The organism is Marinobacter lutaoensis, assembly GCF_001981305.1.
Lineage (GTDB): Bacteria > Pseudomonadota > Gammaproteobacteria > Pseudomonadales > Oleiphilaceae > Marinobacter > Marinobacter lutaoensis.
This window is the reverse complement of the sequence record NZ_MSCW01000004.1, coordinates 114,862-132,026: the sequence shown is the minus strand read 5'-3', so window position 1 is coordinate 132,026 and position 17,165 is coordinate 114,862. Positions and strand designations below refer to the sequence as shown.

Sequence of the window (17,165 nt, the reverse complement as noted above, 5' to 3'; positions counted from 1 at the left end):
TAACTCTCGGAACGGAGCTATGTTGTTTGCCAAGTATCGGACCTGTCTGATCCTGATGATGACAGCCCTGCTGGGGGTGACGGCCACCGCCGGGGCGGTGGCGGACGACGACGGCCTGGCAGTCGAGGACCGCAGCCCCCGCGTGCCCACGTTTACCATTCACGGGGATCTGGCGGGGCACCTGGAAACCTTCACCACCCGCTACGAAGACACCTTCGCCGCCCTCGGCAACCGCTTGGCGCTGGGCTATCTGGAGCTGGTGAAGGCAAATCCCGGCGTGGATCCCTGGTTGCCGGGCGAGGGCACCACCATTATCCTGCCCCGCCGCTATGTGATCCCCGACGAAGCGCAGCGGCGCGGCATCGTCATCAACCTGGCGGAGTACCGGCTCTACTACTTTACCGACGATGGCCGGGTGCAGGTTTATCCGGTGGGGGTGGGGACCGAGGAGAACCCCTCGCCTCTGACCGATGCCCAGGTGGTGATGCCGTTGGAGTCCCCGGCCTGGTACCCGCCTGCCAGCATTCGCGCCGAATACGCGGCCTCCGGCCGCCCCCTGCCCCGCATGGTGCCGCCGGGCCCGGACAACCCCCTGGGCACCCATGCCCTGTTGCTGAGTGAAAAGGGGTACCTCATTCACGGCACCAACAAGCGTTTTGGTGTCGGCCTGCCGGTCAGCCATGGCTGCTTCCGCATGTACAACGAGGACATTGCCCGGTTCGTCTATCAGGTGGACAAGGGCACCCCGGTTCAGGTGATCCGGGACCCGGTCAAGATCGGATTGTCCGAGGGAGAGGTCTGGCTGGAAGTGCACCGCCCCCATGAGGAGTATTCCAGAGAGGACCGAGACCACCTCTGGCAGCGCGTTCTGGCGGAAGTGGCGGCGTTCCGGGACCGGCATCCGGCGGTGGAGGTGAACCGCCGGGCCATTGAGCGCGCGGTGGAGCGGGCGGACGGCCTGCCCGCCATGATCGGTGAGCAGCTGACGCGTATGGCCGGCGACGAGCCGGTGGAACAACACCCGACGGGCGACCATTCGGCGCCGGAGCAGCAGCTGTACTTCTGAGTCCGCCGCCGCGCCCGCCACGACAACGACAGGGAGGGGCTTGCATGGCTAGGATCCGTCTGTGGCTGCTGGGAGCCACCGGTTTGTTCGGTCTGCTGCTGGTGGGGCTGGCCACCGTGCCCGCCAGCGCCCAGAGCGGTGGCCAGGCACTGGTGTTGACTGTGGCAGGGCCGATCGGCCCGGCTACCCTGGACTATGTCACACGGGGCATCGGGCGGGCCGAGGCCGATGGCATGGCCCTGGTGGTGATCGAAATGGATACGCCCGGCGGCCTGATGGAGTCCATGCGCGGGATCATCAAGGCCATCCTCGCCTCGCGGGTGCCGGTGGCCACCTACGTGTCGCCCCAGGGCGCCCGGGCCGCCAGTGCCGGCACCTATATCCTGTACGGCAGCCACATCGCCGCCATGGCCCCGGCTACTCACCTGGGCTCGGCAACGCCGGTCCAGATGGGCGGCTTGCCGGGCAGCGAGCCTGCGGAACCGGCGCAACCGGATACCGACACCCCGGCCTCCGAGCCGTCCGGCCCGGGGGAGGCGACGGAACCCCGGCGGGGTGGCACCGCGATGGAGCGCAAAGTACTGGAAGACGCGGTGAGCTACATCCGGGGGCTGGCCGAACACCACGGCCGGAACGCCGACTGGGCCGAATCGGCGGTGCGCGACGCAGTGAACCTGGGTGCCCGGGAGGCTCTGGCGCTTGGGGTCATTGACGTGGTGGCGAACGACCTCGGCGACCTGCTGCGCCAGCTCGACGGGCGAACGGTGCGCATGGCCTCCGGCGAGCGGCCGCTGGCCACCGCGGGGCTGGCGCTGGTGCGTTCGGCTCCGGACTGGCGTACCCGGTTGCTGTCAGTAATCACCGACCCCAACCTGGCCTACTTCCTGATGATCATCGGGTTCTACGGCATCCTGTTCGAACTGGCCAACCCCGGCGCCGTGGTGCCGGGCGTGATCGGCGCCATCTGCCTGATCCTGGCGCTGTTTGCGTTCCAGGTGCTGTCGGTGAACTACGCGGGTCTGGCCCTGATCGTGCTGGGGCTGGCGTTCATCGTCGGCGAGGCGTTTGTTCCCAGTTTCGGTGTGCTCGGCATTGGCGGCATTCTGGCCTTTGTCGCCGGCTCGGTGATTCTGATGGACGGCAGCCACCGGGACATCTCATTGCCCACCATCGGTGGCACGGCGCTGGTGGCGGCGGGCTTTATCCTGTGGACGGTGACGCGCTTCATCGGCCTGCGCCGACGACCGCCGGTTTCCGGCCGCGACCAGATGTACGGGCAAACGGCCCGGGCGCTCGATGATTTTCAGCCGGAACACGGCCACTATGCCGGCCACGTGCAGGTGGCCGGCGAGCGCTGGAAGGCCCGCTGCGGGCAGCCGGTGTCGGCCGGCGACACGGTCCGGGTGGCCGGTGTCGAGGGTCTGACCGTGAACGTAGAACTGACAGGCGGCGACGGCCAGGCCGGCGCCTGATATCCCACGGCAAAACAAGGAGGCCGTATGTTTGGTGATCTGGTTCCCTATCTGGCACCTACGGTGGTGCTGCTGCTCATCATTGGCTCGGCGATCAAGATCCTGCCGGAGTACGAACGGGGCGTGGTGTTTTTCCTGGGGCGCTTCCAGGGGGTCAAGGGACCGGGGCTGATCATTGTCATCCCCGGCATCCAGCAGATGGTCCGGGTTGATCTGAGGATGATCACCCTGGATGTGCCCAGCCAGGACGTCATCTCCAAGGACAACGTCACCGTGCGGGTGAACGCGGTGCTGTACTTCCGGGTGGTGGACCCGGAGCGCGCCATCATCCGGGTGGAAGACTATATGGCGGCCACCAGCCAGCTGGCGCAGACCACCCTGCGCTCGGTGCTGGGCAAGCACGATCTGGACGAGATGCTGTCCGAGCGGGACAAGCTCAATGCCGACATCCAGGAGATCATCGACGCCCAGACCGAAGAGTGGGGCATCAAGGTGGCCAACGTGGAAATCAAGCATGTGGATCTGAATGAGTCCATGATCCGGGCCATCGCCCGGCAGGCCGAGGCCGAGCGCGAGCGGCGGGCCAAGGTGATCCACGCCGAGGGCGAGCTGCAGGCGTCACGCAAACTGGTGGAAGCCGCGAATGTCATGTCCAGCAACTCCGGAGCCATGCAGCTGCGTTATCTGCAGACGCTGGCCGACATGAGCAGCAACAACACCTCGACCATCGTGTTCCCGCTGCCGCTGGATATGATGAAGTCGTTTCTGAAACCGGGGGGAGGTACCGGCGCTTCGGCACCGGACGAGTCGGAGAGCCCATGAAAAAGGCCGGTTGAACCGGCCTTTTTTTGCGTCAGGACCGCCTTACTTCTGGCTGGCGCTCTGCAGCATGCGCTTGGCGCGCTCGTTGGCTTCGTCAGCCGCTTTCTGGGCAGCACGGGCTGCGGCCAGGGCTTCCTCGGCGGTCTGTTGGGCGGTGCGAGCCGCGCTGGCCGCGCTGTTGGCAGTGTTCAGTGCGTTTTCAGCGGTTTGCTCGGCGGAGCTGGCGGTGGCATTGGCTTCGTCGATGGCGGCCTGGTCGGTGGTGGCACAACCTGCAGTCAGGGCCGTGGCCAGAGCAATCCCAGCGATCGTCAGTTTACGCATAGTAAAGTCCCCTTGTTACTCGTGTTATTTCCTGTGTACTGGAAGTGAAAGTGTAGACCACTTCCCGAAAATACGGGTCCGGAGGCCCTGTGACCACCGGATTCGTGAAACAGTGTAAAACACTCCGAGACCAAATGTTAACCAAGGACATGTAAATTTTCCTGGCTTATGACAACAACTTAATCGTTGTGTCATGGTGGTCTCACGGCAGGATGCGAATTGGGGTTCCGTTGGGGACCAGTTGCCAGATTTCGTCCATGGCCTCATTGGTGACCGCGATGCAGCCGTCGGTCCAGTCCAGACCGACGTAGGCGAACGCCAGGTCGCCGGCGTCGTTGGGCAAACCGTGGATCATGATGTTGCCGCCGGGGTCCAGGCCCCAGGCCTCGGCGAGTTCCCGGTCCCTGGGGCTGGGATAGGAGATGTGGATCGACTTGTGAAAGTCGCTGTGGGGGTTGCGCCAGTCCAGCACATAGTCGCCTTCGGGGGTGCGCTCGTCCCCCTCGTACAGCTTGTGCCCCTGAGGGTTGTCACCGAGGGAGATGCGGTAGCTGCGGACCACGTCCTCGCCGGCCAGCAGGTAGAGCCGCCGTTCGGACTTGCGCACCAGCACCTGACTGATGTCGAGCCGCTCGGGCTTCAGGGCGTCCGGCGTGGGCATGCGCATATCGGCACGGGCCAGAAGATCCGCCGCGCCAGCGGTCAGCGGCAGCAGCGACAAAGCACCCAGAAGGCATGTGACAAGGTATCGGGACAGCCGCATGGTACAAGCTTACCAATCTTTCATGTTCGCGACGGGGTGTTTATACCATAGCCAAGGCCCCACTGTTAGGCGATTTTGTTAAGAAAGTTGGCAAAACCTCTCGACGCTCACCCGTTCTGTGAACCGTCCATTCTCAGGCCGACCTTGGTGACCCGGTCGGCGTCGGTGGCCCGGGCCACCAGCGTGACCGGGCCCAGGGTGACGGTGTCACCCACCACCGGATGGCCCTTGGTGCTGATGGAAAAGCATTCGGCCAGGGTGATGTCCGGTGACAGCGCATCGAACTCAATGCCGTACACCTGTTCGACATCACCCAGCAGCGCGTCGCCGTTGAGCACGAAATCCCCGAAGAAAGCCCGTTCCGCCAGGTATTCCGGTGCCTGTCGGCCACTGAGGGCCTGGCCCAGCTCGGGCAGCGCGGCGGGTGGCGCAAACAGGGCGATGACGTCGCCGCTGGCGACCTCAAGGTCGCGCTTGGGAGCCAGGCAGCGGCGGTCCCGGAACACGCCGGCTAGGGTCGCCCCCTCCGGGAACCGCAACTGACCGAGCCGGCGCGGTGTTTGCCAGTTCTTGCCCCGTAACGGGAACAGCATCAGTTCGTGCTCGCCGGCGGCCGGGGCATCGAGGGGCAGCCGCCGGTAGGGCTCCTCGCCGGCCGGCACTTCCAGGCGCAGCCTGCGTGCCAGGGGCGCCATGGTGGTGCCCTGGACCACCAGTGACACCAATACGATGAAGAAGGCGGCATGGAAGACCAGTTGAGCTTCGGGCAGCCCGGCGATGACCGGGAACAGGGCCAGGACGATCGGCACCGCACCCCGCAGGCCGACCCAGCCGATGAAGCCCAGCTCCCGGCGCTTGAAGCCGAACGGCCAGAGGGTGGCGAACACGGTCACCGGCCGGATCACGAAAATCAGGGCCAGCGCCAGGACCAGGCCGCTGCCGGCCAGCGGCAGCAGCTCCGAGGGGGTGACCAGCAGACCCAGGATCAGGAACAGGCAGAGCTGGGCCAGCCACGCCAGGCCGTCGTGCACCTGCAGGATCATCGGCATCATCCGCACCGGTCGGTTGCCCATGACCACCCCGGTCAGATAGATGGCCAGAAAGCCGGAGCCGCCCAGGGCGTTGGTGGCGGAGAACACCGCGATACCGGCCGCCGCCACCAGCAGGGGGTAGAGCGACGGCGTCAGGCGGATGCGGTTGGCCAGGTGGACCACCGCGAAACCGCCGGCGATGCCGGCGATGCCACCGATGCCAAACTGTTTCACCAGGATGGTCAGGGCCGACCAGAAGGCGCCGTCGCCGGGGTTATCGATCAGCGACACCAGCATCAGGGTCAGGAAGATGGCCATCGGGTCGTTGCTGCCGGACTCGATTTCCAGGGTGGCACTGACCCGTTCGTTCAGGTGCAGGCCACGCCCCTGCAGCAGGGAAAACACCGCAGCGGCGTCGGTGGAGGAAATGATGGCCCCGATCAGCAGGGCGGTGAGCCAGGACAGGTCGAACACCCACCAAGCCACCAGCGCCGCGCCCAGGGCGGTCATGAACACCCCGGCCGTGGCCAGCACCAGGGCCGGCCGCAGGCCGACCCGGAAGGTCTGGGCCCGGGTCCGCATGCCGCCGTCGAGCAGGATCACGCCGAGGGCCAGGTTGGCGACCACGAACGCCAACTGGAAATTGTCGAATTCGATCCCCCCCGGGCCGTCCTCGCCCATGATCATTCCCACGGCAAGAAAGATCAGCAGCACCGGCATGCCGAGCCGGCTCGACAGCGGACTGAGCACGATGCTGATCACCAGCATCATGGCACCGATCAGGGTGAGGGTTGGATCCATTCACACTCCAGACAGAAGACTTGCCCGACCCCGGGCTGTGCGCGTATATTTCACACGCGGTGAACACTCAGGCGGGTGTAGTTCAATGGTAGAACGGCAGCTTCCCAAGCTGCATACGAGGGTTCGATTCCCTTCACCCGCTCCAAACTGGTTCCCACACTCGTTAGCATCGCTTTATACATCGATTTTCTCAATAAATTGTGAAGCACTGTTTTTCAGGCGCAGGAACGATTTACGAGCGGCGGTCCCGCAACGGAATCCTGATTCTGGACCATCCCACTGGAAGGAACTTCACATTCGAGTGCTCAAGCAACCCAAGGGTTTAGGCTACTGTTTTATCGGTGGGAGTTGGACTGCCTAGGCAAGAACTCCATAGGTATCAGCTTCTCTATAACTCGACAGTTACTCGCAACCCTCCGCGCGGCTCTGTCGCAAAACGGATTTTGCCGCTATAGCGAGCGACTATCTCTCGTACGATTGCAAGACCGAGCCCGTGGCCGGGTGTTTGCTCGTCAAGTCGACGCCCTCTTTGGCCGAGATTGGACAAATCATCCTTATCGACGCCTGGGCCGTCATCCGTCACGATGATCTGTTTTACGTCACCAATTTGCTTCAGCGAAAGCTCTACACAATACGATGCCCATTTTCCTGCATTGTCAAGCAGGTTACCCAGCACTTCGTTTAGATCGTGCTCCTCTATCGGCCAACGGCTATCTTCAGAAATTGAGCTGGACAGTTCGAACGACTTGTCCGGATACAGCCGACCAAACATCCACAGCAGGTCCCGAGCCTGTTTGACGGGATACGCGGTATTCCCCACCTGGGGGCCGGCAAAGCGGCTGCGACGCATTTCCGCCTCCAGCTGCTTGTCGATGTCGCTGAGACGGATCGCCAGCTGGTGCCTCAGTTCGCTCGGCAATGGGCGATCATCGTCCACCAGTATCTGCCGGACAGCTGCTATGGGCGTTTTGACACTGTGAGACAAGTTTGCAAGAGCTTCTCGAGAACGCTCTAACCGTTTGTCCAGAGAATCAAGCAACTGATTTAGCTGAAGAACCAGTGGCAGAAACTCGTCGGGTGATTGAACAGTGATCCGGGAGATTTCGCCGTCCTGCAACTTTCTCAATGCCCTTTTCAACGTTACCACGGGACGTAACGACAATGTGATGCCAATCCAAATAACAGCAACCAGAAGCACGATCAATAGCACCGACACCACCGCCGTCCAGGCGTGGAGCTCAGCCTGGCTGCGTTTCAGGGCCTCCAGATCTTCCGACACGATCACGACGACGGGCGTTTCGTTCACCCAGAAAGACTGGCGGAAAGCGAGGATATCCACGGGGCGGTTGTCGGTGTCGATGTCTTCCAGGCGTTGGGCTCCATCCGTTTCGCGGTCGAGTAGTGGTGTCAATAAAGGTTCCCAGGTGTCCGGTGCAACGATCGTCTGTTCTGGCGTTCGGATCGCAAAAGCATGATGAAAAACATCTTGGAAGTAGTCACCCGTTCGGATCAATTCGATGCGGCCTTCGACGTCCCGAATTTGATGTTCCAGAAAGGCCGCTTCGTCTTTCAATCTGCTTTCAAGAAACTCCCGCGACATGCGCTCCAGGAGCAAACCATGAACAAACCAGGCAACCCCCATCAGAGTTATTCCGGCCGGCAGTAACAGTGCTAGTAACATGCCTTTTACCGAAGTTGGCTTTTTAACGCTTAGCATTGAACACGTACCCCTGCCCCCGGCGTGTTGAGATCGTCTCTTTGCCAACCAGCTTCCGTAAACGCCGAATGTACGCTTCAATGACATTTTCGCTCGGGCTATCATCCAGATTGTATAGCTGCTCCATCAGCTGCTCCTTGGAAAATATGTGGCCAGGGCGACTCATCAGGCAACGCAGAAGCCGGAATTCGGTGCCCGTCAGTGAGTGTTCTGCACCGTCATGGGTTCTAAGGCTTTGACGGTACTCGTCCAATTCAAAGCTGCCAACTTTCACCAGAGCATGGACCCTACCCTCACTGCGACGGATGAGAGCATTGATGCGGGCAATCAGTTCCTCGGTCTGGAACGGCTTGGCAAGATAGTCGTCGGCTCCTGCTTTCAGTCCATTGACTTTGTCCTGCCAATCGCCTCTAGCGGTTAGGATCAACACCGGACATTGCACAAGGTTGGATCTCCACCGCTTCAGCACCTCCAGGCCGTTGCCGTCAGGCAGGCCGAGATCCAGAATGACGGCGCGATAGTCCTCCTGCTCACCAAGAACGGTTGCCTCTCTGGCGCTGGGCGTGTGATCAACGCTGAACCCTGCTTTTTCCAGCTGCCTGACCAGCCCTTCGGCCAGCAATCGGTCATCCTCAACGACTAAAACACGCATCGATCCATCCTCATATCGGCCTGCCAGCCTGCAGTGTCGCTGTTCAACCTGAATTCAATCTGAATGCAAGATAGTTCCAGATTTTCAGAAAGAATTCAGGTTGGTAAGAGAAAGTGTTTGCGGATTCTGAGCATTGCTCAAGCTTCAGTGGGAGCCTGCAAGGCTTCCACGACGGATGACCTAAGGAGAAAACGATGAAGTTAGCAAAACTGACGGCGGCCAGTGTGGCATTGTCGATGGCAGTGACAGCGTATGCCGGCGGTACCCATGGCGGAGGTCACGGACACGGTGCGTCGAGTGGCGAACCTGGCAAAGCCTCGGAGGTGACTCGAACCATAGCGGTCAGAATGTACGACAACTACTACGAGCCGGAAGAAATCAGCGTGAAGCCTGGCGAGACCATTCGGTTTGTAGTGGAGAACAAGGGCAAGCTTGTTCACGAGTTCAACATTGGCACCCCAGACATGCATGAGGCACATCAGAAAGAAATGCAAATGATGGTTGAGCATGGTGTGATCCAGGGTAACAAGCTGAACCACGACATGATGAACATGGATATGGGCCACGGCCACTCTATGAAGCATGATGATCCGAACAGCGTGCTTCTGGAACCCGGGCAGAGCCAGGAGGTGATCTGGAAGTTTGCCGACAAAGGCAATATTGAGTTCGCCTGCAATGTTCCAGGCCATTATCAGTCCGGTATGTACGGCGACGTAACATTTGAGTAAGTCACTTTTAGGCAACCAGTGATCTGACGAGCTGACCGCGAACCGTCTGGTTGGCTGTCACGCAATGCTGTTTGGAGTAGAACACATGAACATTCGCTTGGGAGCGTTACTGCTCGGCCTGATGGTGCCCGGGCTGCTGTTAGCCGGGGAGTATAGTCTGACCGTTGATCGGGTGACGATAGATACCGGTGAGTTTGTTAAAGAGGGCATCGGCTACAATGGGAAGTCGCCTGGGCCGGTTCTGAGGTTCAAGGAAGGCGAGACGGCCCGCATCAGCGTTACCAACAACCTGGACGAAATGACCTCCATTCATTGGCACGGTCTGATTCTTCCCTTCGATCAGGATGGTGTGCCAGGTATCAGTTTCCCGGGGATCAAGCCGGGAGAAACCTTTACCTATGAGTTTCCTATCCAGCAAGCAGGAACCTACTGGTTTCATAGCCACTCTGGGTTTCAAGAACCCGACGGTGCTTACGGCGCTATTATTATCGAGCCGAAAGAACGAGAGCCCTTCCGTTACGATCGAGAGTACGTGATCCAACTGACAGACAAGCATCCGCACTCCGGTGATCGGATCATGCGGAATCTGAAAATGATGCCGGATTACTACAATCGTCAGCAGCAGACCATTGGTGAGTTTTTCTCCGATGCCTCGAGCCAGGGATTCTGGCGTACGCTTGAGGATCGTCTTGCCTGGGGAAGCATGCGCATGATGAAAGCGGATGTCGAAGATGTGCAGGGGTTTACCGGCCTGATCAATGGCAAAGGGCCGGAGCAGAACTGGACCGGTTTGTTTGAGCCGGGCGAGCGCATCCGTCTGCGCTTCATTAACTCCTCGGCGATGACCTATTTCGATATCCGGATTCCGGGCCTCGATATGACGGTGGTACAGGCGGATGGCAACAATGTGCAGCCGGTCACCGTCGACGAGTTTCGGATCGGCGTGGCAGAAACCTACGATGTGATCGTGCGCCCCAGAGACCATCAGGCTTACACCATCTTCGCCGAGTCGATGGGGCGTTCTGGCTACGCCAGAGCTACGTTGGCGCCTGAAGACGGGATGGAGGCCGCGGTACCGCAGCTACGTGAACCCGCACGTCTGACTATGGCGGACATGAGTGGTATGGATCACGGAGACATGGCTGGCATGGATCATTCCAATATGGAGGACATGGGCCACTCCCAGATGGAAGGGGTGGATCACTCCAGCATGGAGGGTATGGATCACTCGGGCATGGCCGGTATGGACCACGGAGACATGATGATGCCCAAAGGCGGGGCGAGTGATCCTTTCTATGCTAAGGGCAGCGGACTATTACCTACAGCAGCGAATGGCGGTAAGTTCCTGTCCTACGCCGACCTGAAGGCTCAAGACCCGTTGTATGAAGATCGCGAGCCGACCAGAGAAATTGAGCTTCGCCTGACTGGCAACATGGAACGCTACACTTGGAGCATCAATGGTGTTAAGTACGAAGACGCAGATCCCATCCGCCTGAAATATGGTGAGCGCGTTCGCTTCAAGTTTGTCAATGAAACCATGATGACGCACCCCATGCACCTGCATGGCATGTGGTCGATCCTCGATGTGGGCGCGGACCAGTGGAACCCCATCAAGCACACCGTGAGCGTGAACCCGGGTACGACGGTCTACATAGAAACCGAGGTGGATGAACCGGGCCAGTGGGCGTTCCACTGCCACCTGTCCTATCACGCAGCTGCCGGAATGTTCCGCAAGGTGATCGTTGAGGGAGGTCCTGATGCAAACCAGGCGAAAGCCGATGTTGTGACCAAAGAAGGAGGTGAAGTATGAGCTCTCGCCTGTCTTTGACACTATGCAGTTTGCTGTCTGCGGCATTGTTGCCAGTGGCTGTGCATGCTCAGGACATGATTGATGACACCACTGCACGCAAACAGCCGCTGACGACTTGGGGCGTTCAATTCGAGGAGTTCGAGTATCGTTACAGCGATGACGATGAGGAGTTGGCAGCCTGGAATGCGGATTTTTTCTACGGTACGGACGACTTCAAAGTCCGTTGGCTGACCAAGGGCGAGTACGCCATTGAGGAACAGACCTACGAGGGATTGGAAAACCAGCTCGTTGGACAGGTTCCTATCTCCAAATTCTTTGACGCGAAGGCAGGTGTTCGCTTCGATACACCCCAAGGGCCGGATCGCACGTACGCTGTGCTGGGCGTCGCCGGGCTTGCACCGCAGTGGTTCGAGATTGATGCCAACCTGTATGTCAGCAACGAAGGTGAGACATCCGCCGAGCTGGACGCAGAGTACGAGTTGCTGCTGACCAACTACTGGATCGTTGCAGTCACCCTGGATGCGACGGTGGCTTTTAGTGAAGATCGGGAAATAGGCGTTGGAAAGGGACTTGTTTCAACCGAAACGGGCATCAGGCTGAGCTACGACCTGATCGACCGCGCTTTTTCGCCTTACGTTGGCGTGGTGCATGAACGGAAGTACGGTGATACCGCTGACCTCGCTGAAACCGGTGGTGGAAGCACAGAAGACTGGTTTGCCGTAGTCGGCGCTCGAATAGCATTTTGATGCTAATGGGCCATGGGGAAACCCATGGTCCTTTTTCGTCGTGCGCCAGGCATGGCGCGTAGCGCCTTGACGGGCGCTGTTCCGGTCCAGGTGGTGCTGGCCGGAAGACTTGGGGGTGCAAGTCCCCTGTGGGCCCGGTAAGGGGAACCACTAGCCGGACGGCAAGGGTGTCCATCGCGAGGTGGAATCTGAAGGAAGCCGCAGGCAAAGCACTGGCCTGACGAACAGAAATCGCATAGGAGGCGGTCACACCGGGTAAGGCGGCGATTATCGTCAAAGCCCAATACTTACACGGAAGGTGTGGACGTAAATGCGGCAGGCATAAGTGTGAAGGTCACGCGTCTTACCCTGGGAAGTCTGGTTCTCTGCCACTGTGCTATCCACCTCGTGAGGGGTGGAGATGGGGGATCAGAACTCAGCAGAGGCCATAGTAGGTGCGTTACCGCGTACTGAAGGGCTGAACCCACTATGAGTGGATAGTCGGATCTAATCTCTGATTGGAGCTTGCAGATGCCTCGAACGAGGGCTCGCAACATACGTGGACGAGGCGGAACCTCGAAGACCGTTGCAGCGCAATTCACTCCAACAGGCGATAGATCAACGGAACGCAGCTCGCCCAGCAATGGGAAGTGGGAACCGCCGTGGTACGGAACCGTATGCCCGGTGGTGTGAGAGGACGGGGGAGGTAACTCCCCCTCCTACTCGATTATGATTTGATGTAACTCAAATCCACCCAAAATCTGTGTCCATTTTCAGTAGCTGTTCAGGTTGAAGTGTTTTGATACAGGGAGAAGTCATCAGGAAGAGAGGGGGCACCCCATGTCAAAAGCACACAAAGCAACCAATCAGGAGCAGTTTTTGTTGCGTCGGAAATTGGCCGTCGAGGGGCTTGGAGAAAATCAATGGGAGGGTCTGATCCACGATCTTAGTCACCACCCTTGCGTTGATTTCGCCGAGCGTGAGTCGAATGGCACATTGAAGGTGACGTACGACGGAACCCACTGGTCCGTCGATGAGTTACTGGAACTGATCAAAGCGTACGGTGGCCGAATAAAAACCGGATGGTGGACCCGGTGCAAACTGGCCTGGTACCGGTTTACCGACGATAACGTTCGGGCGAATGCCAAGCATGAGCCGTTCTGCTGTTCCAAGATTCCACCCATGAAAAAATAACAGGAGGTTCAATGAGCAGGGAGGAGGACCGAACCACCCGCTATCAGGAAGGCAGTCTCACTTTACCAGGGACGGTCATGCTGGGCACCGGTGTCATGATTGGTGCCGGTATTTTTGCACTGACCGGGCAGATGGCGCAGATGACCGGTGTGCTTTTCCCTCTGGCCTTTCTCGCAGCGGCTGTGATCGTCAGCTTCAGCGCCTATTCCTACATCAAGATCTCCAATGCCTACCCGTCCGCCGGCGGTATCGGCATGTACCTGCACAAGGCCTATGGAAACCGGCTGCCAACGGCTTTCAATGCTCTTTTGATGTACTTTTCCATGGTGATCGCCCAGAGCTTCCTGGCCCGCACCTTTGGCTCCTACACCATGCAACTATTCGGTGGGGATGACAGTGGCCGCATGGTTCCCGTTCTCGGCGTAGCGCTCATTCTGACGGCGTTTCTGATCAACCTGCTGGGCAATCGGATGATTCAGGGGGTCGCTTCGTTTATCGGGATTCTGAAAATCGGCGGCATATTGATTTTCGGCCTGGTTGGGGTCTGGATTGCAGACTCGATATCGGTCGATTTTTCACAGCCCGGTGAAGCTGGAACGATCGGCAACTTTCTGGGCGCAACGGCGTTGGGGATACTGGCATTCAAGGGCTTCACTACCATAACCAACAGTGGTTCTGAGGTAATCGATCCAAAACGGAACGTTGGCCGCGCCATCGTTATTTCCATTGCCGCCTGCGTGCTGATCTACACATTGGTGGGGTTCGCCGTCGCCAGCAACCTGTCGCTGGCCGAGATCATCGAAACGCAGGATTACTCGCTTGCAGCCGCCGCGCGCCCGGCGCTGGGTGAATACGGTGTCTGGTTTACCGTCGCGATTGCCATGATGGCCACGGCGGGTGGGATTCTGGCCAGCGTCTTTGCAGTGTCTCGCATGCTCGCAATGCTGACAGAAATGAAACTGGTGCCACACCGGCATTTCGGCATGCCCGGTAGCATTCAGAAGCACACATTGGTCTATACCGTTGTTCTGGGCTTGATCCTGACCGCGTTCTTCGATCTGTCCCGTATTGCCGCATTGGGTATCATTTTTTATCTGATTATGGACATCGCCATTCATTGGGGTGTGTTGCGCTATCTCCGGGACGATATCAAGGCCAAAGCCTGGGTGCCGTCTCTAGCTATTATCCTGGACCTGCTTGCACTTGGCGGCTTCCTCTGGGTCAAACTGAATACCGACCCCTTTGTTATTGGCGTCGCCGTTATAACCATGATTGTGATTGCGGTATCCGAACAGGTCTTTCTTAAATGGTCTCCCGAGTCCGCGCAAGCGTACCAGGGCGACAGTCACGAACATCACCATTAACTGGAATTGGGCGGGAGGCCACGGCCATGATGGACGACAACATGTTTGGGAACACGATGTGGGCAGGCCACTGGCTATGGATGCTGGTGATTGCCATTGTGGCGGTTATACCCGCCTGGCGAATATGCCAGCGCACGGGGTATCCGGGATGGATGGGCATTCTGATCCTCGTTCCTGTCGCCAACCTGTTTTTACTGTATTTCATTGCGTTTTCGGAGTGGCCGGCAGAAACCAGGGGAGACAAAAATGGCTGAGTACCAACACGCCCATTACCATGACACTGCCGCTCACAATCACGCTGAGGCAGGTGAACATCGGGTTAAGGATCCGGTTTGTGGTATGAATGTGGATCCGCATACGGCGGATCATCGAAGTCGGTACGGTGGAAAAACATGGTACTTCTGCTCGTCCCGCTGTCAGTCAAAGTTCGAGGCGGACCCTGAGCAATATCTCGGCCAGGAGGATAAGCCGCGCGAGCCTGTGGCGCCGGGCACCATGTATACCTGCCCCATGCATCCGGAGATTCGCCAGCAAGGGCCGGGGGACTGCCCCATCTGTGGAATGGCTCTGGAGCCCGAGCAAGTGAGTCTGGATGACGGGCCGTCGGAAGAACTCAGGGACATGACCCTCCGATTCTGGATTGGCCTGGTGCTGACATTGCCGGTCCTGGTGCTGGAAATGGGCGGACACCTGACCGGGCTTGATCACATGATTGCTCCTCAGATATCCAACTGGATTCAGTTGGTGCTGGCGACGCCGGTGGTGCTCTGGTGCGGTTGGCCCTTTTTTGTCCGGGGCTGGAAATCCGTGGCTAGCCGTAACCTGAACATGTTTACTCTCATCGCCATTGGTACTGGCGTGGCGTTGATCTACAGCTTGGTAGCCACACTAGCGCCGCAGATATTCCCGGGCGCCTTCCGGCAGGAAGACGGCTCGGTGGCGGTGTATTTTGAGGCGGCGGCCGTCATCGTCGTGCTGGTATTGCTGGGTCAGGTGCTGGAATTGCGGGCCAGGGAGAAAACCTCCGGCGCCATCAAAGCGTTGTTGGATCTGGCGCCCGCCACAGCCAGGAAGTTGAATGACGATGGCAGCGAATCCGATGTGTCGCTTGATCAGGTCAAGGTGGGCGACCGCCTGCGGGTGCGCCCCGGTGACAAGGTGCCGGTGGACGGCGAGGTGCTTGAAGGCAGCTCCAACGTGGATGAATCCATGGTGACCGGTGAGCCCCTGGCGGTCAGCAAGAAACCCGGCGACCAAGTGATCGGCGGCAGCATAAACCAGCAGGGCAGCTTCATCATGCGGGCCGACAAAGTTGGCCGCGATACCATGCTGTCCCAGATTGTGCAGATGGTGGCCAGCGCGCAACGCAGCCGGGCGCCGATTCAGGGTCTCGCAGACAAGGTTGCCGCTTACTTCGTGCCGGCAGTCATCGTGATTGCGATCATCGCCTTTATCGTATGGTCTGTTTTTGGGCCCACACCGCCCATGGCCTTCGGCTTAATTGCTGCCGTTAGCGTTCTGATCATTGCCTGCCCCTGCGCACTGGGCCTGGCGACACCTATGTCAATCATGGTTGGGGTTGGGCGCGGTGCCCAGAGTGGCGTTCTGATTCGCGATGCGGAAGCCTTGGAGCGTATGGAGAAGGTGGACACCGTGGTGGTGGATAAAACCGGCACGCTGACAGAGGGCAAGCCGCAAGTCACCCGGCTTGTCGCGGCCAACGGGTTCGATGACAGTAGTCTCATGCGTTATGCAGGTGGCCTGGAGAAAGGCAGTGAGCATCCGCTGGCCCAAGCCATTCTCGATAAAGCAAAGACCATGGGCTTGAAACTACCGGACGCGGAAGATTTTGATTCACCCAATGGGAAGGGCGTCACCGGTAGGATTGATGGACGACGGGTATTGCTCGGAAACCGGCTGTTGATGGAAGCGGAAAATGTGGACACCGCGGACTTTGAAAGCGAAGCCGACCAGCTCCGCCAGGATGGGGCGACTGTTATTTTCGCGGCCGTAGACGGCAAAGTGGCCGGTTTGCTTGCCATCGCCGATCCGGTCAAGGAAACCACCGAAGCCGCTATTTCCGCGCTGCAAAAAGACGGCATCCGGGTGGTCATGCTGACCGGCGATAACCGCACTTCAGCTGAAGCAGTTGCCCGAAAACTGCATATCGACGAAGTGGAAGCGGAAGTCCTGCCGGAAGATAAGGGCAAGATCGTCCAGCGCCTGAAAGACGAAGGCCGTGTTGTCGTGATGGCGGGTGACGGCGTAAACGATGCGCCTGCACTGGCAACGGCGGATGTCGGTGTGGCCATGGGCACCGGGACCGATGTCGCCATCGAAAGCGCCGGCATTACGCTGCTACGCGGCGACCTGATGGGCATTGTCGAGGCGCGCCGTTTGTCTCTGGCGACCATGCGCAATATCCGTCAGAACCTGTTTTTTGCGTTTGTCTACAACTCTGCAGGCGTGCCCATCGCAGCAGGTGTTCTGTATCCGTTTTTCGGCATACTGCTGTCGCCGATCTTTGCAGCGGCCGCCATGTCGCTGTCCTCGGTCAGCGTGATTGTGAATGCGCTGCGTTTGAGGGTTATCAAACTTCGAACCTGAAGGCCTGAGTTCAAACAATGAGAGGAGCGCTACTCTTTTGTTGTGACCCGGAGTAGTCACCCCAGAATACTTCAGGCGGGCGACCAGCC

Annotated in this window: 15 protein-coding genes and 1 tRNA gene; 11 read left to right on the top strand and 5 right to left on the bottom strand. The window is 59.2% G+C overall.

Features of this window, described 5'->3' with window-relative positions; translation table 11 throughout:
• Positions 1-22 precede the first annotated feature (22 nt).
• Genes BTO32_RS05275 through BTO32_RS05265 form a run of 3 tightly spaced genes read left to right on the top strand, consistent with a single transcriptional unit; the run spans position 23 to position 3,360 of the window.
• On the top strand, positions 23-1,066 hold the full coding sequence (locus BTO32_RS05275) for a L,D-transpeptidase family protein (protein WP_425435221.1): 1,044 nt from the start codon (positions 23-25) through the stop codon (positions 1,064-1,066).
• A 44-nt stretch (positions 1,067-1,110) separates the two neighbouring features.
• A complete protein-coding gene (locus BTO32_RS05270) occupies positions 1,111-2,538 on the top strand; it encodes an NfeD family protein (RefSeq protein ID WP_076723411.1) in 1,428 nt (475 codons plus the stop codon).
• A 27-nt stretch (positions 2,539-2,565) separates the two neighbouring features.
• Positions 2,566-3,360 (top strand): slipin family protein, encoded by a 795-nt coding sequence (locus BTO32_RS05265; RefSeq protein ID WP_076723410.1) that lies wholly within the window; start codon positions 2,566-2,568, stop codon positions 3,358-3,360.
• 42 nt (positions 3,361-3,402) lie between these two features.
• Here the strand turns inward: BTO32_RS05265 and BTO32_RS05260 are convergent, their stop codons facing one another.
• The 3 genes from BTO32_RS05260 to BTO32_RS05250 all read right to left on the bottom strand — a co-directional run bounded on the left by BTO32_RS05260 (position 3,403) and on the right by BTO32_RS05250 (position 6,279).
• Complete coding sequence (locus BTO32_RS05260) at positions 3,403-3,684, bottom strand: Lpp/OprI family alanine-zipper lipoprotein (RefSeq protein ID WP_076723409.1); 282 nt, start codon at positions 3,682-3,684, stop codon at positions 3,403-3,405.
• Between the two features lie 202 nt (positions 3,685-3,886).
• Positions 3,887-4,447: a L,D-transpeptidase family protein gene (locus tag BTO32_RS05255; protein WP_076723408.1), complete on the bottom strand. Its 561-nt coding sequence runs from the start codon at positions 4,445-4,447 to the stop codon at positions 3,887-3,889.
• A 107-nt stretch (positions 4,448-4,554) separates the two neighbouring features.
• A complete protein-coding gene (locus BTO32_RS05250; RefSeq protein WP_076723407.1) occupies positions 4,555-6,279 on the bottom strand; it encodes a potassium/proton antiporter in 1,725 nt (574 codons plus the stop codon).
• 71 nt (positions 6,280-6,350) lie between these two features.
• Between BTO32_RS05250 and BTO32_RS05245 the strand changes: the two genes are divergently transcribed.
• Positions 6,351-6,424: transfer RNA gene (locus tag BTO32_RS05245), tRNA-Gly, on the top strand.
• Positions 6,425-6,667: 243 nt separating this feature from the next.
• Here BTO32_RS05245 and BTO32_RS05240 read toward each other — a convergent pair.
• Together BTO32_RS05240 and BTO32_RS05235 are read right to left on the bottom strand one after the other, a co-directional pair.
• A complete protein-coding gene (locus BTO32_RS05240; protein WP_076723406.1) occupies positions 6,668-7,996 on the bottom strand; it encodes a sensor histidine kinase in 1,329 nt (442 codons plus the stop codon).
• Positions 7,983-8,648 carry a response regulator transcription factor gene (locus BTO32_RS05235; RefSeq protein WP_076723405.1) on the bottom strand — a complete coding sequence of 222 codons (666 nt, stop codon included), beginning with the start codon at positions 8,646-8,648 and terminating at the stop codon, positions 7,983-7,985. The genes BTO32_RS05240 and BTO32_RS05235 overlap by 14 nt, the downstream gene beginning before the upstream one ends.
• Before the next feature lie 236 nt (positions 8,649-8,884).
• On the opposite strand from BTO32_RS05235, the gene BTO32_RS05230 reads away from it, so the two are divergent.
• From BTO32_RS05230 to BTO32_RS05200, 7 genes are all read left to right on the top strand, one after another.
• Positions 8,885-9,376, top strand: coding sequence for a cupredoxin domain-containing protein (locus tag BTO32_RS05230; protein ID WP_425435220.1), 492 nt, complete (start codon positions 8,885-8,887; stop codon positions 9,374-9,376).
• 85 nt (positions 9,377-9,461) lie between these two features.
• Positions 9,462-11,186 (top strand): copper resistance system multicopper oxidase, encoded by a 1,725-nt coding sequence (locus BTO32_RS05225; RefSeq protein ID WP_076723403.1) that lies wholly within the window; start codon positions 9,462-9,464, stop codon positions 11,184-11,186.
• A complete protein-coding gene (locus BTO32_RS05220) occupies positions 11,183-11,932 on the top strand; it encodes a copper resistance protein B (protein WP_076723402.1) in 750 nt (249 codons plus the stop codon). The genes BTO32_RS05225 and BTO32_RS05220 overlap by 4 nt, the downstream gene beginning before the upstream one ends.
• Positions 11,933-12,751: 819 nt before the next feature.
• Entirely contained in the window at positions 12,752-13,105 is a 354-nt protein-coding gene (locus BTO32_RS05215) for a hypothetical protein (RefSeq protein WP_076723401.1), read from the top strand.
• A gap of 11 nt (positions 13,106-13,116) precedes the next feature.
• On the top strand, positions 13,117-14,469 hold the full coding sequence (locus BTO32_RS05210; protein ID WP_076723400.1) for an APC family permease: 1,353 nt from the start codon (positions 13,117-13,119) through the stop codon (positions 14,467-14,469).
• Positions 14,470-14,495: 26 nt separating this feature from the next.
• The gene (locus BTO32_RS05205) at positions 14,496-14,723 is read left to right on the top strand and encodes a hypothetical protein (RefSeq protein WP_076723399.1); all 228 of its coding nucleotides are present in this window, start codon (positions 14,496-14,498) and stop codon (positions 14,721-14,723) included.
• Positions 14,716-17,076: a heavy metal translocating P-type ATPase gene (locus BTO32_RS05200; protein ID WP_076723398.1), complete on the top strand. Its 2,361-nt coding sequence runs from the start codon at positions 14,716-14,718 to the stop codon at positions 17,074-17,076. The genes BTO32_RS05205 and BTO32_RS05200 overlap by 8 nt, the downstream gene beginning before the upstream one ends.
• Positions 17,077-17,165: the final 89 nt, after the last annotated feature.